Annotated in this window: 28 protein-coding genes; 14 read left to right on the plus strand and 14 right to left on the minus strand. The window is 35.7% G+C overall.

Annotated elements, in window-relative coordinates; translation table 11 throughout:
• Nucleotides 1-52 precede the first annotated feature (52 nt).
• The 6 genes from H9632_RS13275 to H9632_RS13300 all read right to left on the minus strand — a co-directional run bounded on the left by H9632_RS13275 (nucleotide 53) and on the right by H9632_RS13300 (nucleotide 3,513).
• Nucleotides 53-310, minus strand: coding sequence for a translation initiation factor 2 (locus tag H9632_RS13275; protein WP_191704543.1), 258 nt, complete (start codon nucleotides 308-310; stop codon nucleotides 53-55).
• Nucleotides 311-399: 89 nt separating this feature from the next.
• Nucleotides 400-1,065: an HAD hydrolase-like protein gene (locus H9632_RS13280; RefSeq protein WP_191704544.1), complete on the minus strand. Its 666-nt coding sequence runs from the start codon at nucleotides 1,063-1,065 to the stop codon at nucleotides 400-402.
• Between the two features lie 2 nt (nucleotides 1,066-1,067).
• A complete protein-coding gene (locus H9632_RS13285; protein ID WP_191704545.1) occupies nucleotides 1,068-1,619 on the minus strand; it encodes a DUF5412 family protein in 552 nt (183 codons plus the stop codon).
• A 109-nt stretch (nucleotides 1,620-1,728) separates the two neighbouring features.
• A complete protein-coding gene (locus tag H9632_RS13290) occupies nucleotides 1,729-2,256 on the minus strand; it encodes a YceI family protein (RefSeq protein ID WP_191704546.1) in 528 nt (175 codons plus the stop codon).
• A 128-nt stretch (nucleotides 2,257-2,384) separates the two neighbouring features.
• Complete coding sequence (locus tag H9632_RS13295) at nucleotides 2,385-2,987, minus strand: FMN-binding negative transcriptional regulator (protein ID WP_191704547.1); 603 nt, start codon at nucleotides 2,985-2,987, stop codon at nucleotides 2,385-2,387.
• A 10-nt stretch (nucleotides 2,988-2,997) separates the two neighbouring features.
• Nucleotides 2,998-3,513 carry a GNAT family N-acetyltransferase gene (locus tag H9632_RS13300; RefSeq protein ID WP_191704548.1) on the minus strand — a complete coding sequence of 172 codons (516 nt, stop codon included), beginning with the start codon at nucleotides 3,511-3,513 and terminating at the stop codon, nucleotides 2,998-3,000.
• A gap of 572 nt (nucleotides 3,514-4,085) precedes the next feature.
• On the opposite strand from H9632_RS13300, the gene rsgA reads away from it, so the two are divergent.
• From rsgA to H9632_RS13320, 4 genes are all read left to right on the plus strand, one after another.
• A complete protein-coding gene (gene rsgA / locus H9632_RS13305; RefSeq protein WP_191704549.1) occupies nucleotides 4,086-5,147 on the plus strand; it encodes a ribosome small subunit-dependent GTPase A in 1,062 nt (353 codons plus the stop codon).
• A gap of 110 nt (nucleotides 5,148-5,257) precedes the next feature.
• Complete coding sequence (locus tag H9632_RS13310) at nucleotides 5,258-5,890, plus strand: hypothetical protein (RefSeq protein WP_191704550.1); 633 nt, start codon at nucleotides 5,258-5,260, stop codon at nucleotides 5,888-5,890.
• A gap of 166 nt (nucleotides 5,891-6,056) precedes the next feature.
• The gene (cls, locus tag H9632_RS13315) at nucleotides 6,057-7,505 is read left to right on the plus strand and encodes a cardiolipin synthase (protein WP_191704551.1); all 1,449 of its coding nucleotides are present in this window, start codon (nucleotides 6,057-6,059) and stop codon (nucleotides 7,503-7,505) included.
• 471 nt (nucleotides 7,506-7,976) lie between these two features.
• Nucleotides 7,977-9,773 (plus strand): M3 family oligoendopeptidase, encoded by a 1,797-nt coding sequence (locus H9632_RS13320; protein ID WP_191704552.1) that lies wholly within the window; start codon nucleotides 7,977-7,979, stop codon nucleotides 9,771-9,773.
• A gap of 289 nt (nucleotides 9,774-10,062) precedes the next feature.
• Here the strand turns inward: H9632_RS13320 and H9632_RS13325 are convergent, their stop codons facing one another.
• A complete protein-coding gene (locus H9632_RS13325) occupies nucleotides 10,063-11,121 on the minus strand; it encodes a nucleoid-associated protein (RefSeq protein WP_225223843.1) in 1,059 nt (352 codons plus the stop codon).
• Nucleotides 11,122-12,039: 918 nt separating this feature from the next.
• On the opposite strand from H9632_RS13325, the gene H9632_RS13330 reads away from it, so the two are divergent.
• Nucleotides 12,040-12,633, plus strand: coding sequence for a YpjP family protein (locus H9632_RS13330; RefSeq protein WP_191704553.1), 594 nt, complete (start codon nucleotides 12,040-12,042; stop codon nucleotides 12,631-12,633).
• 85 nt (nucleotides 12,634-12,718) lie between these two features.
• On the opposite strand, the gene H9632_RS13335 is transcribed toward H9632_RS13330, so the two are convergent.
• The gene (locus H9632_RS13335; protein ID WP_191704554.1) at nucleotides 12,719-13,180 is read right to left on the minus strand and encodes a DinB family protein; all 462 of its coding nucleotides are present in this window, start codon (nucleotides 13,178-13,180) and stop codon (nucleotides 12,719-12,721) included.
• Between the two features lie 163 nt (nucleotides 13,181-13,343).
• Here H9632_RS13335 and H9632_RS13340 point away from each other — a divergent pair, with 163 nt between their 5' ends.
• The 3 genes from H9632_RS13340 (at nucleotide 13,344) to H9632_RS13350 (ending at nucleotide 14,704) form a co-directional block, all read left to right on the plus strand.
• Complete coding sequence (locus H9632_RS13340; RefSeq protein ID WP_191704555.1) at nucleotides 13,344-13,754, plus strand: VOC family protein; 411 nt, start codon at nucleotides 13,344-13,346, stop codon at nucleotides 13,752-13,754.
• Nucleotides 13,755-14,115: 361 nt separating this feature from the next.
• Nucleotides 14,116-14,340 carry a transcriptional regulator gene (locus tag H9632_RS13345; protein ID WP_191704556.1) on the plus strand — a complete coding sequence of 75 codons (225 nt, stop codon included), beginning with the start codon at nucleotides 14,116-14,118 and terminating at the stop codon, nucleotides 14,338-14,340.
• On the plus strand, nucleotides 14,333-14,704 hold the full coding sequence (locus tag H9632_RS13350) for a hypothetical protein (protein WP_191704557.1): 372 nt from the start codon (nucleotides 14,333-14,335) through the stop codon (nucleotides 14,702-14,704). Before H9632_RS13345 ends, H9632_RS13350 begins: the two co-directional genes overlap by 8 nt.
• A 56-nt stretch (nucleotides 14,705-14,760) precedes the next feature.
• Here H9632_RS13350 and H9632_RS13355 read toward each other — a convergent pair whose 3' ends face one another.
• The 3 genes from H9632_RS13355 to H9632_RS13365 all read right to left on the minus strand — a co-directional run bounded on the left by H9632_RS13355 (nucleotide 14,761) and on the right by H9632_RS13365 (nucleotide 16,469).
• Entirely contained in the window at nucleotides 14,761-15,480 is a 720-nt protein-coding gene (locus H9632_RS13355) for a hypothetical protein (protein ID WP_191704558.1), read from the minus strand.
• A 237-nt stretch (nucleotides 15,481-15,717) separates the two neighbouring features.
• Nucleotides 15,718-15,972 carry a translation initiation factor 2 gene (locus H9632_RS13360; protein ID WP_191704559.1) on the minus strand — a complete coding sequence of 85 codons (255 nt, stop codon included), beginning with the start codon at nucleotides 15,970-15,972 and terminating at the stop codon, nucleotides 15,718-15,720.
• A gap of 137 nt (nucleotides 15,973-16,109) precedes the next feature.
• Nucleotides 16,110-16,469, minus strand: coding sequence for a DUF378 domain-containing protein (locus tag H9632_RS13365; protein WP_191704560.1), 360 nt, complete (start codon nucleotides 16,467-16,469; stop codon nucleotides 16,110-16,112).
• A 377-nt stretch (nucleotides 16,470-16,846) separates the two neighbouring features.
• On the opposite strand from H9632_RS13365, the gene H9632_RS13370 reads away from it, so the two are divergent.
• Nucleotides 16,847-17,038 (plus strand): ABC transporter permease, encoded by a 192-nt coding sequence (locus tag H9632_RS13370; RefSeq protein WP_191698937.1) that lies wholly within the window; start codon nucleotides 16,847-16,849, stop codon nucleotides 17,036-17,038.
• A gap of 170 nt (nucleotides 17,039-17,208) precedes the next feature.
• On the opposite strand, the gene H9632_RS13375 is transcribed toward H9632_RS13370, so the two are convergent.
• A complete protein-coding gene (locus H9632_RS13375; protein WP_191704561.1) occupies nucleotides 17,209-17,883 on the minus strand; it encodes a serine/threonine protein kinase in 675 nt (224 codons plus the stop codon).
• 25 nt (nucleotides 17,884-17,908) lie between these two features.
• Nucleotides 17,909-18,463, minus strand: coding sequence for a TVP38/TMEM64 family protein (locus tag H9632_RS13380; protein ID WP_191704562.1), 555 nt, complete (start codon nucleotides 18,461-18,463; stop codon nucleotides 17,909-17,911).
• 201 nt (nucleotides 18,464-18,664) lie between these two features.
• Here H9632_RS13380 and H9632_RS13385 point away from each other — a divergent pair, with 201 nt between their 5' ends.
• On the plus strand, nucleotides 18,665-19,645 hold the full coding sequence (locus H9632_RS13385) for a thymidylate synthase (protein ID WP_191704563.1): 981 nt from the start codon (nucleotides 18,665-18,667) through the stop codon (nucleotides 19,643-19,645).
• 12 nt (nucleotides 19,646-19,657) lie between these two features.
• On the plus strand, nucleotides 19,658-20,128 hold the full coding sequence (locus H9632_RS13390; RefSeq protein WP_191704564.1) for a dihydrofolate reductase: 471 nt from the start codon (nucleotides 19,658-19,660) through the stop codon (nucleotides 20,126-20,128).
• A gap of 44 nt (nucleotides 20,129-20,172) precedes the next feature.
• Here H9632_RS13390 and trhA read toward each other — a convergent pair whose 3' ends face one another.
• Nucleotides 20,173-20,817 (minus strand): PAQR family membrane homeostasis protein TrhA, encoded by a 645-nt coding sequence (gene trhA, locus H9632_RS13395; protein WP_191704565.1) that lies wholly within the window; start codon nucleotides 20,815-20,817, stop codon nucleotides 20,173-20,175.
• A gap of 199 nt (nucleotides 20,818-21,016) precedes the next feature.
• On the opposite strand from trhA, the gene H9632_RS13400 reads away from it, so the two are divergent.
• The 3 genes from H9632_RS13400 (at nucleotide 21,017) to H9632_RS13410 (ending at nucleotide 23,532) form a co-directional block, all read left to right on the plus strand.
• Entirely contained in the window at nucleotides 21,017-21,862 is an 846-nt protein-coding gene (locus H9632_RS13400; RefSeq protein WP_191704566.1) for a DegV family protein, read from the plus strand.
• Nucleotides 21,863-22,058: 196 nt separating this feature from the next.
• On the plus strand, nucleotides 22,059-22,961 hold the full coding sequence (locus H9632_RS13405; RefSeq protein ID WP_191704567.1) for a GDSL-type esterase/lipase family protein: 903 nt from the start codon (nucleotides 22,059-22,061) through the stop codon (nucleotides 22,959-22,961).
• A 4-nt stretch (nucleotides 22,962-22,965) separates the two neighbouring features.
• Nucleotides 22,966-23,532 (plus strand): YpmS family protein, encoded by a 567-nt coding sequence (locus H9632_RS13410; protein ID WP_191704568.1) that lies wholly within the window; start codon nucleotides 22,966-22,968, stop codon nucleotides 23,530-23,532.
• Nucleotides 23,533-23,534: the final 2 nt, after the last annotated feature.

Consider the following 23,534-nt stretch of genomic DNA (forward strand, 5'->3'; position numbering starts at 1 on the left):
ATATAATATTTAAAGGCATCGGATGAAATAATCTCGATGCCTTTAAATATTGTTATTTATTTTTCATATGATACCAACTATATATCATAGCAAGGAAGCTACCACCAAATAAAATCCCGCCAATGACTAAAGAAGCGTTAGCATAGCTCGTCTTCATGAACAAATATTCCCCAGTATCCATAATGCCTCCATTTGATTGAAGCCAAACAGACCCGAAAGCATTTGCAAGATGACCATTAAATATAATGAGCACTATACCAATCATCGCAAAAATCACGCTTAACTTAAGTAAATCATTATTTTTGTTCATTTTATGACACCTCGATTCTATTGTAATAGGGTACCATAATTAAAAAGAGAAGTAATATGTTGCTGCAAAATTGAGAAGAATGAACGGTATTAAAGCTTCATCGTATGCTGACTATCTATAATATGTAAAATATTTAAAAAATGATCTACGACAAAATGTGCATTTCTTATTTCATCAAGTTGTGCAAAATCAAAGTTTATGGTAATGGAGGTTAAATTGTTATCAATTGCTGCATTGATATCTGAAGCGCGATCGCCAACTACGTAGCCATTGTTTATATGATGTTCTTTCATAATGTGCTGAACTAAATGAGATTTGTTATTTGTATCGACACAATCTATACTGTAAACCGCTTTTATCCAGCGGTCTAATCGGTAATGTGCTGCAATGGCCTGTAAATAAGCCGTTTGTCCGTTACTCGCGATATACAAAGGATAATGTTCACTCAACTTTTGTAAAGTAGGGAGTACATCCGGATATAATGCTCCGTTTCCTCGCTGGATTTGATCAATAAGCATTAACTGAAAATGTTCATTACTCTGCTCTCGGATTTCATCGGTAAGATCCGGACATAATGTCTCCCATACGACATTTAAAGGTACACCCATTATTTGACGGTATTGTTCGATAGGGGTAGCACCTGACCAGTGGCCATTTTGACGTAAATACTCAAATGTTTGCTCGAGTGCTGGTTCTAAAATAAGATTCGTTTGAAATAATGTTCCGTCCATATCAAAAATGATTGCTGTTTGCATCGTTATTTTCCTCTCTCCGGCACTGTATAACCGAAAGTGTCGCCACTTTTTAAATTTAGTTCATGACCATTAATCATAACTATTTCATCTGTAAGCCACTGAACATTGGCATCTTCTCCATGCCGTTCATAATAGATTTGCTTTTTAAAGCCTAAAGGACCATCAAGTTCAGCACGAATACCGAACGTTCCCATTGCACCTGCATCAAATGCATAAAAATCGAGTGTGTAATGTCTGTTTGGTGAATAGGAAGTGAATAAATGCTCTGCGCCACCAATGGAAAAAATGAGTATTTTTAATGCGAAATAGATTAAAATGAGTCCTGTAAAAATAAAGGATATTGTATTAATGATGATAGCAATAATTTTTTTGAGTCGGGTAAGTTGTTTAAATTCTTTCTTTAGAATATAAATGACGAATACAAAAAGAATGAATAAAACAATAAAGGTGGAATTAGAAACTGTCCATAACGTATACATGATTAAAAAATAGCAAAAAAACAGAAATGCAATGCTTGAACAAAATAATGCAATCGCCGAATAATAGTTTCGCAAAAAAGCACCTCACAATATGGGAAATAATGTTTGTAATGAGGACGGAAATAGGGGAGGAAGGTTGCATAAAAAAAGCAACCGTCCAAAAAAGGATCCGGTTGCTTATAAATTATTGTGCAGGGTTTAATTCAAGCTCTAATTTAATTTTAATATCTTTACCTACTAATACGCCACCAGTTTCAAGAGCGGCATTCCATGTTAAGCCGAATTCTTCACGGTCAATTTTTGCTTTTCCTTCAAAACCGTAAACCTCTACGCCCCATGGATTTGTCCCTTTACCGCCATATTCTACATCAAGTACAACCGGTTTCGTTACATCCTTAATTGTCAAATCGCCTGATACTTTATAATCGTCCCCATCTTTTGTAATGCTTGTCGATTTAAATTTAATTTCATGGAACTGCTCAATGTCAAAGAATTCTGCTGATTTTAAATGATTGTCTCGATCATCATTGTTCGTCGTAATACTTGTTGTATCAATTGAAATATCAATGTTTGCTGATGTTAAATCAGCTAAATCATCCGCTTCAATATCTGCTGAATAGTTAGTAAACTGTCCTTTAACTTTCGAAACCATCATGTGCTTTACTTCAAAACCTATTGATGAGTGTGCCTGATCGATTTGCCATTTTGCCATGTTAAATTCCTCCCAACTATTATGAAAATTCAAGTCTATTTATATCTTGAATTCGAGATAAGTTTACCATATTAGGATAAATGTGTAAAATTATTAACCCGGTTGCCTGTTAAATATTTTAATAGGGATTAATTTTCCATCATTAATTTTGCTATCTCAGCATCAAATCCGTTATTTCTCTTTAATAATTCTTCAATAACGAGTCCTTGTCGCTCCTTGGAATGACCTTGGCTTAACTTTGCGACAGCTTCTATAGAAGTAATGTGAAGTTTAAAAGGCACAATGCCCTTTAATAAGCTGTTCATATAATTCGAATCAACTGCATTGACGTCGTATGTACTATTAGGAGTTTCGTACTTATCAATTAAATGATGCAATGATAAGCGGATTTCTTCTTCATCTTTTAAAAGCTCAATAGATCCATTTACATGAACCGCTACATAATTCCACGTAGGTACCGAATCTTTCGTTTCATACCAGGAAGAGGAGATATAACTGTGCGGACCGCTGAAAATTGCAAGCACCTGTTGACCTTCAATGTCTTTCCATTGTGGGTTTGCACGTGCAAAATGTCCGTATAAGTATTGATGATCTGCACTTAAATAAAGCGGTAAATGCGTTGCAGCAGGCACGCCATCATGCATCGAAACAAACGATGCAAAACTATACTCTTTAATAAACTGCCGAATTTTTTGGTCATCTTTTAATAAGTACTGCTTCGGAATATACAATTTTTTTCCCTCACAATTGTTTTGTCATAATAAAATCGATTTGTTCCTCTTCACCCATGAAAAAAGAATGGGTGCCCGTTTTTTGAAAGCCAACTTTTTCGTAAAACGCAATGGCATTCGAATTTTGTTCCCAGACACCAAGCCAAACTTTAGCTTTCTGCATGTCTAGCGCAATTTTCATTGCCTCTTCCATTAAGACTTTCCCTAGACCTAATTTATGAAAACGACTTAAAATATATATCCGCTCAACTTCCAAATAGTCCGGACCTAATTTTTCTGATTGAGCTTCATCAGTATTCACTTTTAAATACCCTGCAAGTTCCTCATTTACATAAAGTAGCTTAAATAGCGAGTGTGGATTTTGGAGCTCGGCTGTTAGTTTTTCATTTGAAAAAGCTTCATCTAAATAAGTGGCCATATTTTCCGTATTATTTTGATCATGAAATGTTTCGTAAAACGTATCACGGCCTATCGATTGCAAGTCTGCTAAATTGTCGGTTGTACATTGTATTAGTTGAATGGTCATATGTAGAATCCCTCGCTTATGATAGTTTTCTAACAGTGAGTACTGTTAAAAAGAGAACGATAAAAATAATCAGAAGGGAAGTGATAAAATTAATTATAGAGGAAGAAAATGAAAACAGTGATTCAATAATCGTAAATAACACGATAAAATACATAACAAAAATTGCGATTGAAAAAATCCATCTCCGCATCGTTAAACTACTCCTTCCGATTTTGTTCTATCTGAATTGTTTCATAATTTTCTAAAACATTCAATTTTTTTGAAACCAAATTACCGAAGTAAAGAGCGTTCAAGTTTTAAAATTTTATATTGACAGAACTTTCTATAACTTGTTATAGTTAGGGTAATTATTGAAGGAAGATGGTGATGACAATGACAAAATTACATGAGATTGAAACGATGCAATTTAGCTTGTCATTTAACATTCGCCACCTTTGTGCCTTCTAATATAGAAGTGTCACGCTTCTTCACTGTGCGTATGAAACCTTATGACGGGCAAAATTGCTGGTCATAAGGTTTTTTGTTTGCCTAAAAAACAATACAATAACATACGCCATTAGGAGGCATTTCCATTGAATTTATCACAACTAGGCTTTACACAATATTTTGAAACACAATTACAAAGTGTACCATTTGACCAGACAACAAGATTAGTGGGACGTATTATTTTAGAGCATAAGCATTCCTACCGGGTTTTAACAGAACAAGGTGAATTTTTGGCAACAGTATCCGGAAACTTTGCGTACCATGCATTTTCAAGGAAGGATTATCCGGCAGTAGGAGATTTCGTTATAATCGAACAAATGCCGGGAGAAGAACGAGCAATTATTCATCATTTATTTGACCGTAAATCGAAATTCACAAGAAAAATGGCAGGCTTAGAAGTCGATGAACAAATTGTTGCCACAAATGTGGATTATATTTTACTCGTCATGAGTATGAACGCAGATTTTAACGTCCGTCGCCTAGAACGCTATTTAGTGGCAGCATGGGATTCAGGTGCGACACCGCTCATTGTTTTAACAAAAGCAGACCTTTGTGAAGATGAAAACGCACATATAGAAGAAGTGCAGTCCGTCGCATTCGGAGTAGACGTCTTAACAGTAAGTGCGGTTACAGGAGAAGGAATTACAGCATTAAAGGAATTTTTGACAGAAGGTAAAACAGCCGCTTTACTAGGCTCATCCGGTGCAGGGAAATCAACTCTTACAAATGCATTATTGAATACTGACCAAATGAAAGTATCCCATATCCGTGAAGATGATGCGAAAGGACGTCATACGACAACACATCGTGAGCTCGTAGTTTTACCGTCCGGAGCATGCTTAATCGACACACCAGGTATGCGTGAGCTGCAACTTTGGGATCAGGGGGACAGTTTATCTACTAGCTTTTCCGATATTGATCAACTGGCGGACAATTGCCGCTTCCGGGACTGCAAACATAAAAATGAACCGGGTTGTGCTGTATTGAAGGCAGTAAAAGTTGGGGAACTGGAATTGGCTAGACTAACAAGCTTTTTCAAATTGCAACGAGAGCTCGCATATATTGAGAAAAAGGCAAATACCGATGCCCAGCTTGCAGAAAAACGTAAATGGAAGCAGGTCTCAAAAAGCATAAAGAAAATGAAATAAATCTACGGGCAGATGTACATAGAAAGTGTGCATCTGCTTTTTTGATCCATGGATTGAATAACATTATTATTACGCTATAATGTATGGAGTGAATAAAGGGAGGTGAAAAAATGATAAATTGGGTTTATGTAGTAATATTAGGCTTAGCAGTAGGTTTCTTAAGTGCAATGTTTGATTGGCCATTTGTAGTATCTATCTCCATTATTCTAGTTTTTGCCCTTTGTTCAATTGGCTATATGTTTTACATTGCATATGGTTCTACAAATTTTGCGAAAATCAGAAAATATATTGAAAAGCATAGAAAAGATCCAGTAATGAATTATATACACACGTTGGAAGTCGGCACAAAAGAACAGGAAATCGAAGCAATGGAAAAAATCATTGCTCACTATAAACAACCGGTTATTAAAAATACATATGAAATGAACCGTGCAATTCGTCTCGACGATTTCGAACGTGCTCAATACTACGCAGATCAATTGATGGATAATCAGAATGGTCCATACGGTAAAGCATTAATTGCCGCAGTAGCAGGAAATCGGGAAGAATCTAATAGTTATTCCTTGAAGTCAGAATGGATGAAGTATGGGATTGAAGCACAATTAGCATTAGCAGAACGAAATTTGGAAGCATTTGACCATTTTGCACGACAGTCAGTTGAAGCGGCAAAAGGACTTCAACGATACTCATTGTACTATAGCTTTAAAAAAGCGAAGTTGGAGTATGACTTGGAAAGTAAATAGTAATAAAGGTACCGCTTGCTAATACAGTAAGCGGTATTTTAATGTTAGGACGAATAAAAAAATTTTGACTTACATGTCTTGATTTTTAAATTTGAGGGAATAGTTAATTACTTGAAAAAACTGCAAACATTTTACAAGTATTAAAAAGAGAAATGAGGTGATTTTAATGACGCTTATAGGTTTTTTGATGGTTACAGTGTACCTTTTGAATATTTTATTTGCACTCATGCTAATATTTATCAGTCGTAAAAGTGCTTCATCAACATGGGCATGGCTTTTTGTCCTATTTTTCTTACCGGTTATTGGGTTCGTTTTCTATTTATTATTGGGACGGAATTTACAAAAGAAGCATTTTGTTCGCTGGCATGCTGTTCAACAGGAAGAATCAATAGAGGCTTTCCAGGATCAGCATTCCGCCCTTGCAGAAGGAACCTATGAATTTCCAAACGAGATTACAAAAAGGCATCAAGGTTTAATAAAAATGAATGTCGATTACAATCACGCTTTATTAAGTTCTAAAAATGATGTTGCGATTTTAGCTGAAGGGAAAGAAAAATTCCGCTCTGTCATTGAAGATATTGAAAATGCAAAGTCAACGATTCATATTCAATATTATATTTATAAAATGGATGAAGTTGGAAAAAGTATTTTTAATGCGCTTGTTAAAAAAGCAAAAGAGGGGATCGAAGTAAAAATGATTTACGACGATTTAGGTTCCCGTACTTTACGTAAAAAAGACTTAAAGAAATTGATGGATGCCGGTGGACAAGTAGAAGCTTTCTTTTCCTCGTATTTGAAATTATTCAATCCTCGAATTAATTTCCGGAATCATCGAAAACTCATTATTATAGACGGTCGGATTGGATATATTGGCGGTTTTAATGTCGGTAAGGAGTATGCCTGTCTTGATGACGAAATAGGTTATTGGCGAGATACTCATTTACGTATAGAAGGCAATTCCGTATACAATATGCAGGCACATTTTTTATTTGATTGGCATCAGGCAAGGAATGAAGAACTTAAAGAAGTCGAGCAACGATACTTCCCCTCATTTACAGTCGATGCGGACACACCAGTCCAAATTGTATCGAGTGGACCGGATACAGATTTTGAATCAATTAAAAACAGTTATATTCGCATGATTTTAAGCGCTAAGAAATATGTATATATTCAAACCCCTTATTATGTACCTGATGAGGCATTTTTGCATGCAATTCAAATTGCTGCCTCTTCAGGTGTAGATGTGCGCATTATGACTCCTGAAAAAACAGACCATCCCTTCGTGTATGGCGCCAATTCAGCCTATGGGGGAGACTTGCTTGAGTCTGGTGGACGGGTATATCGTTATAAAAAAGGGTTCCTTCATGCTAAAATGCTTGTGATCGATGATGAATTAGCAACAATCGGTACTGCAAACATTGATGTGCGGAGCTTTAGTCTAAATTTCGAAATCAATGCGATTTTATATGATGAAGGATTGGCGATTAAGTGTAGAGAACTATTTGAAGCAGATATAAAAGAGAGTTTCGAATTAACAAAAGAGCTATACGAGAAGCGAAAAACATGGACAAGAATCCGTGAATCAGTGTCACGTCTATTATCTCCAATATTATAAATTTAACTAGATGCTTAGCAGAGACAAGTTGTTCATTCGTCCTATTTCAAGTTGTTCACGTTCATTAATTTGAATTGATTACTAGTCATCGTGGATATCGTATCTCACTATATTTAAAGCGATTAATAAGTTGATTGGAGTGGAGGGACCGTGACTCCACCGGGAACAGCGAAATTTATTTTGCGACGAGTAACCGCAGGAGCACTACGTGCGGAAGATCCACTAAATTGTGCCTGCCGTTGTAGGCACAATTTAGTTAGCTGGAGCCGTGCCCGGGGAAAGCATCGGTCCCGGAACGGAAATCAACGGTTCATTTTAACAAACCCTTTTTTAAGAGTTTGTCTACAGTTTTAAGCTAGTCTATATAAGGCTAGCTTTTTTTATTTCATAAACCGAAATATTTTCGAGCAATTTTATTTATTTTTTAGTAAAATAAGAATTGAACTACAATTCAGAAAGTGGGGCAATACTATGAAAAACGTAAAATATCCTGAAGTTTGGGACTTAGATGTATTTTTCGAAGGTGGCAGTGCATCACCACAACTAAAAGAACATATTGAAAATTTAAACCCTAAATTGGACGTATTAAAAGAAATGGTTGAAAAATTCGATGTTCCTACAAATACAGATGCAGCATTAACGATTCAATCTATATTAGAAAACATTAAAGAAGTAATGATGCACGTATCACAGGCCGGTGCTATGCTTTCTTGTTTAACAGCGCAGGATACGACAGATCGTGAAGCACTTTTATTACAAGGTCAGCTTTCAGGCATCTCTGCAAACTTCTCACCAATTTTAGAGAGCTTTAATCAAAAGCTTGGTAAAATTGACGAAGCAACATTTGCTGCTTTACTAAATACAGCTGAGTTATCGCAATTTGAATTTATTTTAACTGAGTGGCGCGAAAAATCGAAGGAGTCATTATCTGAGGAAGAAGAAGCACTAATTTCTTCTTTAGGGGTAGATGGCTACAGCTCATGGGGGCAGCTTTATAACTTGCTTATTGGTGACATTAAAGTGGAAGTCGAAGTAGACGGCGAGAAAAAATTAATGTCAGTAGGACAAGCAAATAACTTAAGCTCCCATAAAGATCGTGCTGTTCGTAAAGCAGCGTTTGATGCATTAGAGGAAGTATTTACAGACCGTGAAGAATTTTTCGCAAAAACATTGAACCATTTAGCAGGCTTCCGCTTAGCAGTATATAAAAAGCGCGGCTGGGACTCAGTTACGAAAGAGCCTTTACAAATTAACCGTATGAAGCAGGAAACAATCGATGCAATGTGGGGCGCAATTACGTCACGCAAAGCCAAATTTGCGGATTATTTAACACATAAAGCAACATTATTAGGCAGTGAAAAATTAGATTGGTTTGATTTCGATGCTCCTGTAACGGATTCGACAGCTACAATGTCATACCAAGAGGGCGCGGAATTTATTCTAAAACATTTCGGTCGTTTCGGTTCAGAAATGGAAAGCTTTGCACGTACTGCTTTTGAAGATGGCTGGATTGAGGCGGAAGACCGTGACAATAAACGTCCAGGTGGCTTCTGTACAGGAATGCCATTATCCGAGCAATCACGTATTTTCATGACATATTCAGGTTCAATGTCGAACGTTTCAACATTGGCACATGAACTAGGTCACGCATTCCATTCATATGCACTGCGCCCAGTACACCCATTAAACCGCCGCTATGCAATGAATGTTGCCGAAACTGCTTCAACATTTGCGGAAATGATCGTAGCAGATGCAGCGGTTAAAGAAGCATCAAATGAGCAAGAAAAAATCGCGCTTTTAGAAGATAAAATCCAACGTTCAGTAGCGTTCTTTATGAACATCCATGCACGTTATTTATTCGAAACACGCTTTTATGAAGAGCGCAAAAAAGGTATCGTATCTTCTAAGCGTTTAAATGAATTAATGGAAGAAGCGCAAATCGAAGCTCATGGCGGTGCATTGGGAGAAACACACCCTCACTTCTGGGCATCAAAAATGCACTTCTATATTACAGGCGTACCGTTCTATAACTTCCCGTACACTTTCGGTTATTTATTCTCTTTAAGCATTTACGCAAAAGCAAAAGAAGAGGGCAAAGGGTTCGAGGAAAAATATATGGCATTACTTCGTGATACAGCGATCATGACAGTAGAAGATTTAGCGATGAAGCATTTAGGTGAAGACATCACGACTGAAGATTTCTGGTTAAAAGGAATCGCTCTTTGTGAGAAAGATGTTGAAGAATTTATTGCATTAACATCGAAGTAATGAAAAAAGTTGCTGGGACATAATTCTTTGTCTTTTTCATGCTTGAAATTATGCAGAGATTTACTTGATATAGAAGTAAAAATTAGTTGTTCGGAGTGAAGGCGGCGACTCCTTGGGGACAAGCACGTGGGAGAGACTACAGGCTCGAGCCGTGCCCCCAGGAAAGCGTCCGCCGTAACGGAGAACAACGGCTACGAAGTAGACAAAAAAGCCTTTCAAATTTTACTCATTGTAAAATTTGAAAGGCTTTTGATTTTGAGGTGGTTTTTGTTCAAGCCCCGTTTTAATGTTATAGCGGTTTTTTATGCAAAGTAAAGTCAATTTTATCTGCATCACGAATCGTTATTGTATAAGTACCATTCACTTGATCATGATGGACCTCAATATTTTCAAGACGCTTATCATAGCGGAATAATATTTCCCCTTCAGCCGATTTATAAATTACATTTAAATCATCTCGTTTTACTTCAAAAGTAGGGGTGAAGTTCGGATTACGGTCTGTAAACTCATTGATAAATAATTTTGCCCCTTGTTCAACAAAATCATTGCGATTTTCGGAGGGAGCAATGGCTTCATATATATTATGTACAGAAGCATCAAGCTCAATATATTTGCCATTTTCAAATTCTTCATCAATCACTTTTTGAAGGTGGGGTGTTTGTTCCTCGTTTATCGATTCCGCAATTTTCTCATATAATTCCTTCATCAGCATTTTTGTTTTCTTTCTATCTGATGCAATTGGTGTAGCCTGTAAAAAAGTCTCCATGAAAAATTTGGCTGGTTCTCCATCTGATTGTCTATCTAGCACATAAACGTTTTCCTCAAGAGGATTATAGTTCATACGGATAAGCGCACATTTTTGCACACGGCTAGAGGCATCAGGTAAAATATTTTCGATCGTTTTCAAATTTAACGTTTCCAGATCAATTTGCACGGCCTCTTTCGGGTCGAGCTTTAAAAATAAAATATAAGGTTCATCAATAATTTCAATATGTGCAACAAAAACAGAGCCATTACTATTGGATACGTTTTGCATAATTTGATACAACTTATTCGATAAGTCGTTCGCTAAAGATAAAAAATGTGTATCATCCGGGTATTCTACATAGCGATTAATTTTTGTAATAATATCATTATCGCGATCTAAAAATTTACAGGCAACTGACTTAGGGCTGTTTAATGTCGTATCTATATAAGATTCAAAAAAGTTGCTATAAACTTCTGATTGTATTGCAGATAAATCCATCGTTTGACTGGCAGAGACGAAACGACTTTGCTCCATATCAAGTAATGTTACAGCAATACGTTTCATTTGGATTGCCAATGTTGTTTCTACTTCATTCATCATTCACTAACTCCTTTTGATTCCGATTTTTCAAGTATAACGGACATTGGAATCTTTTGCACGGACAATAAGGGTTTTACAAAAGGGAACATATGTGTTATTATAGTTAGGTGCTATTGTAGATAGTGCTATAAATGAATTGGCATTTCTGCTAGTGTTTTTGAAGATACTTATTCACACTGGCGCAAGCTTAAGGGCTGCAAGGACATAGTAGCAGGATGGGACTATGTTGCTTAAGTTAGAGAAGATTAGTAGAATTTTACCGCGGTTAAAACTGGAGCTATGCTACTCCGAATAAAATAAAATTCCCCGGACGATCGGGTTGAGACTTTCATTTATTTATATTGCTATCTATTAAATACTAAAGGGGTTCCCAAGCTATATTGGGAGCCCCTTGTCCAATTTAACGGGAAGTTCATGAAGGTGAAGCATAAAATAAAGGGAGAAATTCCCCTTATTTGCAAATAATTTAAAAAAACAGGCAAAATAGGAGAAGAATTTTCCCTTATTTACTTGAAAAACTGAAATTTGAGTGATAATTTCATGAATAAGCGAAATTAGTTCCTTTATTTAACGCTAATTTTCTTTCATGCGAAATTTAACGGGAAATCTTCCGCTTATTTAGAACTCCAGAAGGCGCAACATAATATTACAAAACAAAAACCACCCAATAATAATTTGGATGGCTGCAAAATAAATAGTATTAGTCCGTGAAGCATAAAGAAGTCATATAACCAAGCATTAATAATAAGCCAACACCCATAACAATGTCCATTTAAAAAAAACCTCCCTTAAATAACCTACAATATCTTCCTTTTTATTGTACAATGATTAATAGAAAGATGAAACCTTTTCGTATGTTATTCGTATAGATTTAATAACAGTGTTAAAAATTATACATAATTTAAGAAGGTGATAAACTTGAAGAAATGGATCTACAAATCTCTCGTTGTTTCCGTCGCTTTATTATCGTTTGGTTTAATTACACCAAAGCATGAGATATGGGCAAATTTTGAAGGGGAACGTCATGATCAATCGGCATTGGACCGCCCAAGTGACAACCATATCGCTTCTGCCTATCAACTTGATGATATTTTAATTGATGAAAAGCCTTTACCTACAACCGACTATTTTGTTTCAGCAGCTAAAGAGCAATCTTACATAAAATTTGGTACAAGAGTCGGTCCTGTCATTGAGCAGGAATTTGAAACAAAAATTTTCCCGAAAATTGAAGAAGCGATTGCAACTACTGTCGATCGAGTAGGAGAGGACAAGCTTCGCAATTTAACAATTACTGAAAAGCCAAGTGGTGACTATGCTGAGAAAATATTCCATTTAGTGGATGCAAATTCTCAAAAAGATATTATACGTTTTCACGTAAGAACAGAGAACCGTCCTTTTGAAGGCTATTATTACAATTTCCATTACCACACATTTGACGACAATTATTCAAAACATTATAACCTTGGCGATATATATTGGTCGAAAAACACACCACCGAAGTGGTTGTCATAACAATATTGCACACCTGTACTTGCTGCAGGTGTTTTTTTATGTCTGAAATCTATGTGATAGAGTGTGTATAGTGATCGCCAGAGGTTTATTTAATAAATTTTTTCAAATTTAATATGTTCTGAAAATGTATTCCTTCATGGAAAATTGTTCTTATTAGTACTTGTTCAATCGTATTCATTCCCATGTCGGTTGGCGAGTACACAATTTCTAATTTATCGGCAAATTTGTCTTTAATATCTTCAATTTGATTTTCTAGTAGTGTTTTTAATTCTTTATAAGAAGGTGTTTCAGAGCTGAAATCAGCAGGAGATGTACCATATCCAAACCAACTATTAAATTCTGATGGTGCATTTGTTTTTGCTTTTGTTAGTGTTTCTATCCATAAATATTGATCGAGATAAATATGTCCCATGTTCCAACGAATATTATTGTTAAACCGTTTAGGTATGATTTCCGCCTCTTCTGCACTAACATCCTCTAATAAACTAAGAGTGTCATTACGGTAACTTTTTAACTGGTTGAATATTATTTCATGTCTTTCCTTCATTAATAAAACTCCTTTCTATATAGCTAGTAAATTAATTTCGTCAATAGTTAAGGTATTTCCTTTTCAAGTATGCTTTTACTGACTCTATGATAGTAAATTTCATCCAAATGTTGTAGGGCATTTTCCTTCCTTGCTCTTTAAAATGAAAGTAGGGGGGATGATCATGAATCAATGGACAGAAACATTGCATATTGCACAATTTCGTATCGCACGACCAACAGATAAACTAGAACAGGTAGAACGTTTTTATTGCGAAGGTCTTGGTCTTAAAAAACTTGGTGGATTTAAGGGACATCGTGGTTACACTGGCATTATGATTGGCTTGCCTGATGCATCGTATCATTTGGAATTTACTGAGCATATTGATGGAAGTCCCTGTCCTGCACCGACAGAGGATAATTTGCTCGTTTTTTATATGCCTGATTCCGAACAAATTCAAGCTGTACAGTCCCGTCTTGCTAAAATGGGCTATCCTAAAGTTCCACCGGAAAATCCATATTGGGAAGAAAAAGGCGTGACAATTGCAGACCCTGATGGCTGGCGCATTGTACTGATGAACACAGAGGGGATTTAATAGAATCAAAAGTAAAGAGGCTGGGACGGAAGTAGAAATATCTTTGGATATGGAAAAGACCCTTATTAAGAAACGGATATTATATAAAATTGATTGGAATGGAGGGCGACTCCAGCGGGAACAGCACGACGCCTGAGACTACAGGCTCAGGCCGTGCCCGCGGAAAGCGTCCCGGAATGGAAATCAATTTTTACACCAGCAAAAAAATGCCATTTTCCTCAGGAAGGAAAATGGCATTTTTGGCTTATGTCCCAGTCGCTTTTTCTATTTATCCAACTATTTACTGTAATCTATAAAAATTACCGGTTCTAAAAAGAGAACATTTGTTCTATAATGTAATAAAAAAGGACGGAGTGTAGTTATGAAAGAGCAAATAATGAAAGCAATGCAGTATAACCAAACTCTAGACATTATGTACTTATCCAAAACTCACGCGATCTCAAAACGACGTATTAAATTAATTAAAATTGCAGGGAATACCGTGCAGGCTTATTGTTTTACACGTCATGCAAAGCGTACATTTATTATCGATAACATTTTAGCAGCATATCCTGCTATTCAAAGGGTGAGTGTCGTTCATGCATAAAGAAATTATGAATTTTAGCGATGATATACACCGTTATATTATTTTGGAGATGTTTTTAAAAACGCTTGACCGCGACAAAGTGCACGTTTCGCAATTGAAAATGGGCAAAATTTTAGAAGAATGGTATGATCAAAAATCCAATGAGACATTTCAGGATTTAAAAAAGTTAAGGGATTATTTATATAAACAAGGGTGTAAGATTGAAAAACAACGCTCAGATGAATTTGTAACGGAGTATTTTGTTTTGTTTAGAGGAGTAACAGAAACAAGAACTTACACGAACATCGCCATCCGTAACTGGGTATCCCACGAAATGAGACGGGTCCTAGGAATGGAATACTTAACACCTCAAGATAGAAAGTGAACAAAAGGGCATATTAGAAAAAAGCCTTCCACCATATACGAGCGGAAGGCCTTACTTTATTCGTCTCTATCTACACCTAAAGACATTTCAAGTGTTGTTAAAGCTAGGATGGCTAACATCATCTCATTGTCTGCATATGAAACATCTGTTTTCACCTTATCGAATTTTGAAGGACTATAATTTCCTTCATCAAACATTTTACGTGCTTTTTCGGCTGCTTCACCTCGCCACATAGCGGCATTTTTCATGTTTGTTATAAATTCATTGAATTTCTCTTCATTTTCTTTAGACAAACCACTGCCGTCGATTGATCCAATAGTTTTGTATAGACTATCATAGCGCTGCTCAAGCTGTTTCATATTCCCGTAAGCTGTATAGACATCCACAGTTGTACCTAGACCTTCAAAAGTGGGTTTCCAAAGCTCATTCCATGCTTTATCATACAAGCTCATCATAGTATCAACTTTCGGTTTTACGTCAGTTAAGTAATATTTTTTTTCAGCTGCTAATTTATCAGCATCTTTTTTGGCATCAGCGTCGGCTTTTGCTTTTTTATTAGCTTCAACCTTCTCTGCTGATTCAGGTATCGCTTTTTCTTCCTTTGATTCATCTTTAGAATCTTCTTTACTTGCAGTAGCTTCCACTTTTTCAGGTTCGTTAGCTGCTTCCAAGTCATCGCTTGTTACACCAAAACCTATAAATGATGTAATCAAGACTAAAAATGCTATTCCGCTATATTTAAACATTTTGACTGATTTTGATCGATTCCTTTTCACAATGTTAACAAATGCACTAAGAATGCACACCAACATAACTAGCAAAGCTATAATTAATATGATTATAAATATTGTATCCAGTTTAAACACTCCTTTTCAATTATTATATTACTATAAAGTAATTATTGGTGCACTATAAATATGTAAAGTGTAAAAAGTCAAATAATTCAAATTAAAAAACCCTCCGCAAATTAAATGGGCGAAGGGCGGTTTGGAGATTTACTATAGAAAAGTATTTTACATCATTTTCTTTATTTGTCTTAATTCATTTATTAAATAATCCAGCTGTTTCTGCATATCCTTAGACTGAGTCGGTGGGGTGCCCGAATCCCCGTTTTTAGATTTTTCCAAAGCATCCAGTGCAAGACCGGCAGCAATTGCAGCAATTGCATCTCCTAATGTAGCGATAGATGCACCTATAAAAGCAAGTCTGGCTATTTGAATATCCTGAGAATCTGAGGATTGTTCTGAATTTTTCTTATTGTTATTCATTTATTTCCTCCTCACCAATAAATAATGATTGTAATTCATCATATGTAGACGGCTTCCATCTTGATAGATAGGGTATAGCCCAATAAGCCATTAAATACAAAAGACCAGGACTCATAAGTGAGCCTGGTCAATGATAGTTATGATTTCTTCTTCTGATCGCTGTTACTGCTGTAATGCTTGGCTTTAGTATCATCACTTGTTTTCTTATATTCCGAAAAATCTTCTTCTTTACCAGCTTCCATATTATAATTCGGTCTTGTATTCGCACGATTAGATGTATTGTAGGAATTTTCCTCTACATCGTCTAATGGTTTCATAAGAATCGGAATCGATATAAGTCCTGCAATCCCTACAAGAGCATAAACAATTCTTGATAATACAGATGTTTGTCCACCAAATAATGAAGCCACTAAATCAAACTGGAAAAATCCAATAAGTCCCCAGTTGATTGCACCAATAATGACTAGAACTAATGCTGTTCTATATAATATTCCCATTTTGTAACATCTCCTTTATTTTTTTGACGCGAATATCCTGGCGTTTAAAAACAAACAGGACTTCGTTTCTTAATCTTCATATATTTTCTCCGGAAACCGCTGATTTATACTATTTTATATTTGATTAGGAATGATCATTAAAAAAAGCCAATTGACATAAAATATCGACTTAAAAAATGACAATTGCACAAACAAAAAACCTTCAAAATGCATATTAAATATTAAGGAGTACTACACTATATAGAGGTTACTGCTGCTTCCTGTTAGAAAAAGACGTGATTTTTAATAATTTTATTAAAAATTTAGTTTTTTAAGGTGAATTTTTATGTAACTCAAGGTATAATATTTGTATACTATAAGAAAAAGGAGGACTGCCGATGATAACCGGTCAGTTAGGGCGAGCATTCCAATTAGCGGAAAAACATAAGCTCGACGTAAGTACAGTTTTAGAATTAACGAAAGTGATTGCAAAAGAAGTAAATGGCTCCCAAAAAGTTGAGGAGAAGATCTTGCAGCAGATGATTCAAATTTTAGAGAACAACAAAACGATTCTTAGGGAGGCAACATAAAAATTGATGCAAACTATTGAGCTCTACGATGATTTAGACACATTTGACTAAAGGCGCTACTCAGCAAATGAAATACGAGTAGCGCCTTTTATGTTGCCTTTTTTTATACATTTCAATACATAATTCTTAACAAAAGCTCCCCAATAGAAATTCTATTGTTATAAGAACCACTATTTTTTAAATAAAAGTTTTGAAATAGATTTTGTGAATTCTTCATAGGAAAAAGAATTTTCTCTTCGCTGGTTATACCACTTTTGAATTGTAGCTACTAGCCAAAACGGCACAGAATTGCCTTCTATTAAATGATAGTACTGGTCATATCCTTTTTTTAAATGTTCCCAACGAAAATCATTGCCTGATTGTGTATATTCAGAGACATCAATAATTTTTGCTTTGCCATTTTGAAGCAAAATGTTTTTCAAATGGATATCACGTGGGTTCAATCCTTTACTCCGTACGTATTCTCTTGCATCCTCCACTTCATTTACAACCTGTTGTGGGATATGGATACCTTGCAGAATGCAGTCAAATAGCGTTTTTCCTTCTTCGTAACTTAAAACGAGGTACTCGTCGGAGGAAGCGTAACACGTTGGAAAGTAGGGTGAATCTCCTAAGTGTTGATAAACCTTTGCTTCCATTTTTACTTTTTCTACTTTATCTTGCGCATATAACTTAAACGCATAAGCGGGAACGGAATGAGACTGAAAAACTGCTGCATCTGTACCGACACCTATACACTTTAAATTATCCGCGTCGCCAATTATAGTTACCGGCTGGTTATTTGGATTTGAATAAACTTTAATTTTTGAAAGAGAACTTATATCTTTTTCCCATTCTTTCATCATATAATCTCTCCGTTCATTTTCTGAATTAACGGGTCCACTTTTGTTTTATTTTTCTTCCGAGCAAGAATAAAGCGATTAAGTATAGTGCAATGATCAATACTACATCCCAGTTGCCAGAAGCAATTTGATGTCCTGCTAGTGAAAAGGCTAAGATATTAGGTAACTTCCCAAGAATGGTTGCTGCAATAAAGGCAATTACGTGGACATTAGAAATACCTGCAATTAAATTTACACCTGCGGAAGGTAGGATAGGAATAAGGCGTCCAAGAAGGACTGCTAAAAAGCCGTTTGTTTGAATGAGCTCAACATATTTCGCCAAGTATTGATGTTTTGTTAAATATTTTAGTGCAACGCTTCGAAATAAATTCTTACTTAGTAAAAATAATAAAATGGATCCCGTAGTGGTACCGAGCAGGTTAATCATTAAACCCGGTATAAAATCATGATTACTGGCGATGAAGGCGGCCAGAACGGGAATAGGCGCAAATGGAATCATAGAAACAAGTAGCATTATTAAAAACTGATAAAGCCATGCATAGGGGTTTTCATTCTGTACGAGGTCTAAAATTAGTTGTTCCATATTATATCCTTTTAATAGTTATGTTAATATATTATCCGTTCTTTAATAAGACGCACCTGGTGATAAAAAGGTGCATGCACCCCATTAAAAATACACATTAAAGGTTTTTAAAAATAAAAATTGCTTTATGTTTGTTACAGTTACAAAAATTAATTTTTATAGACTATAATAGATAGGAAATGAATTTGGAGGGTGTTTATCTTGTCGAATGAATTAGAAAAAACATATTTAGATTTTATGAAATACATTTTAGATAACGGCGTAAAAAAAGAAGATCGTACAGGGACTGGTACAATTAGCGTTTTTGGTTATCAAATGCGTTTCGACTTATCAAAAGGTTTCCCATTATTCACAACTAAAAGAACATCATTTAAACTAATTGCAAGTGAATTATTATGGTTTATTAAAGGTGATACAAATATTCGTTATCTTTTACAACATAATAACCATATATGGGATGAGTGGGCATTTAAGAAATGGGTTGAATCTGATGAATACGAAGGTCCAGATATGACTGATTTTGGCCTACGTTGTTTAGAAGACGAGGAATTTAATTTATTGTACAAAAAAGAAATGAAAGATTTCTGTGATCGAGTATTAACAGATGATGAATTTGCTGAGAAATACGGCGATTTAGGAAATGTATATGGTAAGCAATGGAGACGTTGGACAGACTCTGAAGGAAATGAAATTGATCAATTAAAGGATGTCATTGACCAAATTAAAACGAATCCTGATTCACGCCGATTAATTGTAAATGCATGGAACCCAGAAGACGTAATAAATGCCGGAGCAAAAGGAAGTAAAGCTGCATTACCACCGTGTCATGTAATGTTCCAATTTTATGTAGCTAATAATAAATTGAGCTGTCAATTATACCAACGCAGCGGAGACACTTTTTTAGGAATTAATTACAACATTACTTCTTATGCTTTGCTTCTTTATTTGATGGCTAAAGAGTGTAATCTAGAAGTTGGAGAATTCGTTCATACAATTGGCGATGCACATATTTATCTAAATCATGTTGAGCAAGTGCAAGAACAATTGTCACGTGAGCTAAGAGACTTACCAACATTAACGATTAATGCAGATAAGCAATCGATTTTTGATATTGAATTGGAAGATTTAACGATTGAAGGCTACAATCCACATCCATCGATTAAAGCACCGATAGCGGTATAAAGGGGAATAACGATGATTTCACTAATTGTTGCACATGATGAAAATAGGGTTATTGGTTATAAAAATGAACTTCCTTGGCACTTGCCTGGTGACTTGAAATATTTTAAAGAGATGACAATGGGTAAGCCAATTGTCATGGGCCGTAAAACATTTGAATCGATTGGACGCCCATTACCAGGTCGCCGTAATATTGTCATAACGCGAAATGCAGATTATAAAGCAGATGGAATAGAAGTTGTAGGAAGCCTCCAGGATGCGTTGACGCTCGTTCAGGATGTCGAGGAAATTATGATTATTGGTGGAGCTCAAATTTTCGAACAAGTGATGCCGATAGCTGATAAATTGTATATAACTTTAATTAACCATAAGTTTAAGGGGGATACTTACTTCCCAACATACGAAGATTGGAAAAAAGTATCCTGTCAACAGCCAGTAAAGTCGGATGAAGGCTTTACATTCCAATACTGTATCTTCGAAAAATAAAAGACGTGCTGAATTGTGAAAAACAAATTCAGCACGTCGCTTTTTTAAATTAAGTATAAATATACGCAGGCAACCATGCAGCTACAACCTGCAATAACAAATAAATGCCAAATTGCATGGTTATAAGGTAACCGAGTCCAAGCGTAGAAAATGGCACCGAAAGTAAAAAATAATCCGCCATATAAAAGTAGCATAAACCCATCAAAAGTTAAAAAACTGTAGAGGGGGCGGATTGCGATAATGATTAGCCATCCCATTGCTATATATAATACTAAAGACAGCTTTTCAAATCGATGGATGAACAAACATTTGAATAGAACTCCTAAAATCGCAATGGACCATATAATGCATAGCATGACAATGCCAAATGTTCCTCCGATTGCTATTAGTAAAAATGGGGTATAGGTACCTGCAATTAATATATAGATGGATGAGTGGTCTAAAATTGCGAATATACGTTTATATTTTTCCGGGACACTATGTAATAGCGTTGACATTAAAAACAGCAAAATTAATGAAGCTCCAAAAATAGCGTATGAAGTAACATGCAAGGCAGAACCATTTATTGCCGAATAGATAATAAGCAATATACAGACGGGAATACTAATTACTAGGCCTATGCCATGTGTAATCGCGTTCCACAACTCTTCCTTCCAGTTCTTATAATCAAATGTATCTATTTTTTGCATCGTACATCACACTCCTCTTTATATTAGTATAGTTTATATAGTAAATTATTGTGATAGTTGATTGTCATGATGTTATACTGCTATATGTCATAAGAGAATGATGATAAAGTGGGGCATTTTACAATGACAAATGTCATATTGGTAAACAAAATTGATTTCTTTATAATAGTAAGGAAGATAGAAAAAGGATGTGTTCTCTTTGAGTCAAATTCATATTGTAACTGATTCTACATGTGATTTAACAGATGCAGAAATTAAACAGCACGGAATCCATGTAGTGCCACTAACAGTTCAAATTGACGATAAAACGTATACAGATCGCGTGAACCTGCAACCGGATACATTTATCGAATTATTAAAAACAGCAAAAGAATTACCAAAAAGCTCCCAGCCTGCTCCAGGTGTATTTAAAGAATTGTATGAGGAGCTAGGTAAGGATGGGTCGCAAGTTGTTTCGATTCATATGACAGGTAGTATGAGTGGAACATACCAATCTGCAAACCAAGCAGCCGAAATGAGTAATGCCGATGTTACAGTAATTGATTCACGCTATATCGCATTCGGCCTTGCTTTCCAACTTCGCGAAGCAATCCGTTTACGTGACGCTGGAGCGACTGTGGAAGAAATTTTGGCAGGCGTTAACAAAGTGCGTGAAAACACACGTCTTTTCGTTGCACTGGATACATTGGAAAACATGGTTAAGGGCGGAAGGATTGGAAAAGGTAAAGCGGTTGTCAGCTCATTGCTTAATATTAAACCTATTGGGCACCTGGATATTGGCGAGGTTACAATTTGTGCCAAACCACGAAGCTATAAGCAAATCGTGAAATTTTTAATGAGTGAATTTGAAAAAGATACAAAGGGCAAAAAAGTAATGGCTGTAGGAATCTCTCATGCGAATTCGATGGACACATTAGTTAATCCATTAATAGAGCAAGTAAAAGCGACAGGCTTTACAGGAGAAGTAGAAGTAGCATTTACATCACCAGTAATCAGTACACATACTGGTGAAGGTGCAATCGGCTTTATGTATTATACCGAATAAAAATAGGGTAATTCTAAAGGTCTGAACCTCTAGAATTACCTTTTTTATTTCGATGCTTGAGATTCTTTAAGCAGATACTTACATAACATAAAATAATGGTAATTTTCCATAAATCCAGTTGTTTCTAGGCAAATCATTCCTCAATATGCAGAAAATATTTTATAATAAAATAATATAATAAAAAGGGGGAAATTGTATGTGGCGGTTATTACTCACATCATTGGCTGTCATTTTTTTATCCGCATGCTCCATTACAGTTGACCCAAGTCTAGTAGAAGAACAATTAAAAGACAATTCGAGCACCGAAAATAATGAGCAGTCTATTTCGGAAGATGAATCTGAACAAAAAACTACGGGCTTCTTCGAGATAATAAATGATGTATTTCAACTAGATTGGTCCAATCGTAAAGAAGATAATGCTCAACCAATACAGTATTTAGCTTTAGGAGATTCATTGACACGCGGAGTGGGGGATGAAACTCAGGATTACGGCTATACAGTACGGCTACAGGATGAGCTTGAAAAATGGCCGATGATTGAATCGGTAGAACTTGATAACCGGGGGAAAAACGGGAGACGTAGTAATCAGCTTTTAGATTTATTGCAGCGTGGACATTATGATGAGGAGCTGGCAGAAGCCGATCTTATCTCGATATCAATTGGTGGTAATGATGTCATGAAAATAGTAAAAAATAATTTATTTACAATGACTAAATCAATGTTTGACAAAGAATTACCTCGTTTTAATGAACGCTATGAACAGGTTATTGCAGAGATACGTGAAATTAATACCGATGCACCAATTATTCTAGTCGGTTTTTATAATCCATTTTCGATTGTAGTAGATGAAATAACACCTTTTGATCCAATTATTAATGAATGGAATTCTTCAATCGAGCAATTGGCAGTAAAGGACGGAAAAGCATGTTTTGTATCAGTAGAGGATTTATTTGTGTCAAATGAGGATATGGTATATCATGTAGACTTCTTTCATCCGAATAGCACGGGGTATGACCGTATGGCAAAACGCATTATTGAAACAATGCAAAAATGTAATATTGAAGAGATGTCAGACGGTTTAATAGGATTTGGGGAGTGAGTATATGAACAAATGGAAAGTAGCATTTTTATTATTAGCGGGTTCGGTAATGATTACCCTTGTTTCGGTTGTCTATCTATTAACTGCAGATGGAAAACAAGTCACCGAACAACCACCACTCCCGATAGAGGGCAATATATTAAAAGTAGAAACTACAGCAAAGGAATTTGAAGCGATTGCCAAACAATATTTAACAGCAGCGATGAAACAATCCCCAGTTCCTGTAGAAATCGTTATTGATGAGAAAATTTATTTATACAGTACATTAACCATTTTTAATATTGAGTTGCCGATTCAGATGGATTTCAACCCGGTTGTGAAGGACGGAAATATCGTATTGAATCAAGAGGCAGTTCATGTCGGGAAAGCAAATATACCTCCGGAATTTGTATTGAAAATGATTGATGATGCGGTTGATTTCCCAAATTGGATCACCGTAAAGCCAGATGACGAGGAAATTTATGTAGATTTATCCCGTATTAATATTGCGAGCGGTTCAAGAGTCCGAGCAAAGGAAATCGACCTTCCTAATGATAAAATAGAATTAGAAGTAGTTATTCCAAATGAATAGAA

Origin of the sequence: Solibacillus merdavium (genome assembly GCF_014836935.1) — a bacterium.
Lineage (GTDB): Bacteria > Bacillota > Bacilli > Bacillales_A > Planococcaceae > Solibacillus > Solibacillus ferritrahens.

What these genes read in the sequence shown, in the direction of transcription:
- H9632_RS13375 (WP_191704561.1), bottom strand. Translation starts at nt 17,883, where the DNA reads ATGATGAAAGAATGGGAAAAAGATATAAGTTCTCTTTCAAAAATTAAA.
- H9632_RS13380 (WP_191704562.1), bottom strand. Translation starts at nt 18,463, where the DNA reads ATGGAACAACTAATTTTAGACCTCGTACAGAATGAAAACCCCTATGCA.
- H9632_RS13365 (WP_191704560.1), bottom strand. Translation starts at nt 16,469, where the DNA reads ATGGGAATATTATATAGAACAGCATTAGTTCTAGTCATTATTGGTGCA.
- cls (WP_191704551.1), top strand. Translation starts at nt 6,057, where the DNA reads ATGACGCTTATAGGTTTTTTGATGGTTACAGTGTACCTTTTGAATATT.
- H9632_RS13325 (WP_225223843.1), bottom strand. Translation starts at nt 11,121, where the DNA reads ATGATGAATGAAGTAGAAACAACATTGGCAATCCAAATGAAACGTATT.
- H9632_RS13310 (WP_191704550.1), top strand. Translation starts at nt 5,258, where the DNA reads ATGATAAATTGGGTTTATGTAGTAATATTAGGCTTAGCAGTAGGTTTC.
- H9632_RS13280 (WP_191704544.1), bottom strand. Translation starts at nt 1,065, where the DNA reads ATGCAAACAGCAATCATTTTTGATATGGACGGAACATTATTTCAAACG.
- H9632_RS13390 (WP_191704564.1), top strand. Translation starts at nt 19,658, where the DNA reads ATGATTTCACTAATTGTTGCACATGATGAAAATAGGGTTATTGGTTAT.
- H9632_RS13290 (WP_191704546.1), bottom strand. Translation starts at nt 2,256, where the DNA reads ATGGCAAAATGGCAAATCGATCAGGCACACTCATCAATAGGTTTTGAA.
- H9632_RS13340 (WP_191704555.1), top strand. Translation starts at nt 13,344, where the DNA reads ATGAATCAATGGACAGAAACATTGCATATTGCACAATTTCGTATCGCA.
- H9632_RS13300 (WP_191704548.1), bottom strand. Translation starts at nt 3,513, where the DNA reads ATGACCATTCAACTAATACAATGTACAACCGACAATTTAGCAGACTTG.
- H9632_RS13405 (WP_191704567.1), top strand. Translation starts at nt 22,059, where the DNA reads ATGTGGCGGTTATTACTCACATCATTGGCTGTCATTTTTTTATCCGCA.
- trhA (WP_191704565.1), bottom strand. Translation starts at nt 20,817, where the DNA reads ATGCAAAAAATAGATACATTTGATTATAAGAACTGGAAGGAAGAGTTG.
- H9632_RS13360 (WP_191704559.1), bottom strand. Translation starts at nt 15,972, where the DNA reads ATGAATAACAATAAGAAAAATTCAGAACAATCCTCAGATTCTCAGGAT.
- H9632_RS13350 (WP_191704557.1), top strand. Translation starts at nt 14,333, where the DNA reads ATGCATAAAGAAATTATGAATTTTAGCGATGATATACACCGTTATATT.
- H9632_RS13275 (WP_191704543.1), bottom strand. Translation starts at nt 310, where the DNA reads ATGAACAAAAATAATGATTTACTTAAGTTAAGCGTGATTTTTGCGATG.
- H9632_RS13335 (WP_191704554.1), bottom strand. Translation starts at nt 13,180, where the DNA reads ATGAAGGAAAGACATGAAATAATATTCAACCAGTTAAAAAGTTACCGT.
- H9632_RS13320 (WP_191704552.1), top strand. Translation starts at nt 7,977, where the DNA reads ATGAAAAACGTAAAATATCCTGAAGTTTGGGACTTAGATGTATTTTTC.
- H9632_RS13370 (WP_191698937.1), top strand. Translation starts at nt 16,847, where the DNA reads ATGATAACCGGTCAGTTAGGGCGAGCATTCCAATTAGCGGAAAAACAT.
- H9632_RS13345 (WP_191704556.1), top strand. Translation starts at nt 14,116, where the DNA reads ATGAAAGAGCAAATAATGAAAGCAATGCAGTATAACCAAACTCTAGAC.
- H9632_RS13410 (WP_191704568.1), top strand. Translation starts at nt 22,966, where the DNA reads ATGAACAAATGGAAAGTAGCATTTTTATTATTAGCGGGTTCGGTAATG.